This window comes from Marinilabilia salmonicolor JCM 21150 (assembly GCF_000259075.1).
Lineage (GTDB): Bacteria > Bacteroidota > Bacteroidia > Bacteroidales > Marinilabiliaceae > Marinilabilia > Marinilabilia salmonicolor.
Genome location: NZ_AJKI01000049.1, coordinates 1 through 3544, shown reverse-complemented (window position 1 = coordinate 3544; position 3544 = coordinate 1). Strand labels below are relative to the sequence as shown.

Here is a 3544-nt window from a genome sequence, read left to right as displayed (position 1 = left end):
GAAGGAGACCGGAAAAGCTTTTATCTTTGGTTTTGCATTAATTTTTATATTAGTTCCCTTAAAACAATGGACAATTACCAATTATCAGTGATCAATAATCAATGACCAAAGGGTATTGATTTACGCAATCATAGAGGTAGTTGACCAACAGGAGAAAAGCAGTTAGGCCATATATGGCCTGCAAAAGGGGGAAACAATTACCCTCCTGTGCTAAAGCTATGGAGGATATAACAGTCCCGTAGCTCAGTTGGTTAGAGCACTACACTGATAATGTAGGGGTCCGCAGTTCAAATCTGCGCGGGACTACCAACTTAGTAAATAGTTTATAGCGAATAGTCAGTAGAGACGCAACACGTTGCGTCTGCTTAGTTGAAAGGAAACCCAGGTTATTCTGTTGTAAAACAACAGCACAACCACAGCGACCAAAACAGGTCGAAACGTTCATTGACATATTGGAAAACATAAGACTCAAAAAGCAAAACGAGCACACTGCAAAAAAGTAGTAGTGCTTTAGTGTACGTCTTTTTTTCGACACCTACGGGTTAGAAAGAAGACACCAACTAAGAAAGTAAATAAGGGCGCATGGCGGATGCCTTGGCTCTCAGAGGCGAAGAAGGACGTGATAAGCTGCGAAAAGTCATGGGGAGGTGCAAATAACCATTGATCCGTGAATATCCGAATGGGGCAACCCACTGTGTTGAAGACACAGTATCCAGAGATGGAGGCGAACCCGGAGAACTGAAACATCTAAGTACCCGGAGGAATAGAAAACAAAAGTGATTCTCCTAGTAGCGGCGAGCGAACGGGGATTAGCCCAAACCATTGTTGTTTAGGCAATGATGGGGTAATAGGACTGCGTTGTGAGGATTAAAGACGAAATGGAAGCAACTGGAAAGTTGCATCAAAGAGGGTGATAATCCCGTACATGTAAGTGTTTAATCAACTAGCAGTATCCTGAGTAGGACGGGACACGAGAAATCCTGTCTGAATTAGCCGGGACCATCCGGTAAGGCTAAATACTCCTGAGAGACCGATAGTGAACAAGTACCGTGAGGGAAAGGTGAAAAGCACCCCTGGCAGGGGAGTGAAAAAGTACCTGAAACCGTGCGCCTACAAGCAGTCGAAGCCCACAAGTTGGGTGACGGCGTGCCTTTTGCATAATGAGCCTACGAGTTATTCCTTACCGGCAAGGTTAAGTATTTCAAGATACGCAGCCGAAGCGAAAGCGAGTCTGAACAGGGCGAGAGAGTCGGTAGGGATAGACGCGAAACCAGGTGATCTACCCATGGTCAGGTTGAAGTCCCGGTAACACGGGATGGAGGACCGAACCAGTAAACGTTGAAAAGTTTTTGGATGAACTGTGGGTAGGGGTGAAAGGCCAATCAAACCTGGAAATAGCTCGTACTCCCCGAAATGCATTTAGGTGCAGCCTTATGAAAGTTTAGCACAGGTAGAGCTACTGATAGGACGCGAGGGTTTCATCGCCTATCAACTCCTGACAAACTCCGAATGGTGCTAAATGATTCATAGGAGTGAGGGCATGGGTGCTAAGGTCCGTGTCCGAGAGGGAAAGAACCCAGACCACCGTCTAAGGTCCCCAAATGTATGCTAAGTTGAAGAAAACGCGGTATGGTTGCACAGACAGCTAGGATGTTGGCTTGGAAGCAGCCACTCATTTAAAGAGTGCGTAACAGCTCACTAGTCGAGCGACCGTGCATGGATAATAATCGGGCATAAAGCATGCTACCGAAGACGTGGATTGATAATTTATTATCACTGGTAGGGGAGCATTCCAAGTCCGCTGAAGCAGTATTGTGAGATATTGTGGAGGGATTGGAAAAGCAAATGTAGGCATAAGTAACGATAATGAAGGTGAGAGACCTTCACGCCGAAAGACTAAGGATTCCTGATCAACGCTAATCGGATCAGGGTCAGTCGGGACCTAAGGATAACCCGAATGGGGAAGCCGATGGCAAGCAGGTCAACATTCCTGCACCCGCTATACAATAAAAGTGACGGGGTCACCAGGTGTCTGAGCGCTGACGGAATAGCGCCCTGAGCCTAGGCTACGGCCGAAGCGAAGACAAGTAATGACTTCCAAGAAAAGCGAGTATAGCGGCCCGTACCGTAAACGGACACACGTAGTTGGGTTGAGTATACTAAGGCGCTCGAGTGATCCGCGGCCAAGGAACTAGGCAAATTAGTCCTGTAACTTCGGGAGAAAGGACCCCCGGTATATATTTCGGTATATATTGGGGCGCAGAGAAATGGCCCAGGCGACTGTTTACCAAAAACACATGGCTTTGCTAAATCGTAAGATGATGTATAAGGCCTGACACCTGCCCGGTGCCGGAAGGTTAAGAGGAGATGTTAGTTTCGGCGAAGCATTGAATTGAAGCCCCGGTAAACGGCGGCCGTAACTATAACGGTCCTAAGGTAGCGAAATTCCTTGTCGGGTAAGTTCCGACCTGCACGAATGGTGTAACGATCTGGGCACTGTCTCAGCCGCGAGCTCGGTGAAATTGTAGTACCGGTGAAGATGCCGGTTACCCGCAACGGGACGGAAAGACCCCGTGAACCTTTACTGCAACTTAACATTGATTTTGGGTAAGTGATGTGTAGGATAGGTCGGAGACTTCGAAGCGGTATCGCCAGGTATCGTGGAGTCGCCCTTGAAATACGACCCTTTACTTGCTTGGAGTCTAATCTCACAGAGTGAGAGACATTGTTTGGTGGGTAGTTTGACTGGGGTGGTCGCCTCCAAAAGAGTAACGGAGGCTTCCAAAGGTTCCCTCAAGACGATTGGTAACCGTCTGAAGAGTATAATGGTACAAGGGAGCTTGACTGTGAGGCCTACAAGCCGAGCAGGTGCGAAAGCAGGGCATAGTGATCCGGTGGTTCCGAATGGAAGGGCCATCGCTCAAAGGATAAAAGGTACTCCGGGGATAACAGGCTGATCGCCGCCAAGAGCTCATATCGACGCGGCGGTTTGGCACCTCGATGTCGGCTCGTCACATCCTGGGGCTGGAGAAGGTCCCAAGGGTTGGGCTGTTCGCCCATTAAAGTGGCACGCGAGCTGGGTTCAGAACGTCGTGAGACAGTTCGGTCCCTATCTGTTGTGGGCGTAGGAAATTTGAGAGACCCTGTCATTAGTACGAGAGGACCGTGATGGACAGACCACTGGTGCATCAGTTGTTCCGCCAGGAGCATCGCTGAGTAGCTAAGTCTGGAAGGGATAAGTGCTGAAAGCATCTAAGCACGAAGCCTGTCTCAAGATAAGATTTCCATATAAGGGGCGTTGCAGATTACGACGTTGATAGGCTGCAGGTGTAAATACGGTGACGTATGTAGCCGAGCAGTACTAATTACCCAAAACTTTTAAGTTGGGGAGTTAAATCTCCACATTGAAGCATTACTAAAGCAATGAGCAGTGAACAATGATCAATTATCAATGATAGATGATCAATAAATGTAAGTTCGCTTTTTGAATCTTTTCCAATATGTTAACGATATTGCCTCCAAATCCCCCTCCTTGGGAGGGGTT

Annotated in this window: 1 tRNA gene and 1 rRNA gene; both read left to right on the top strand. The window is 47.9% G+C overall.

The annotated features are described in order from the left end of the window. Positions 1-232 precede the first annotated feature (232 nt). Positions 233-309 (top strand) — tRNA-Ile (locus tag W7W_RS0119000). 253 nt (positions 310-562) lie between these two features. Beyond that, positions 563-3384: ribosomal RNA gene (locus tag W7W_RS0118995) — 23S ribosomal RNA — on the top strand. Positions 3385-3544 lie beyond the last annotated feature (160 nt).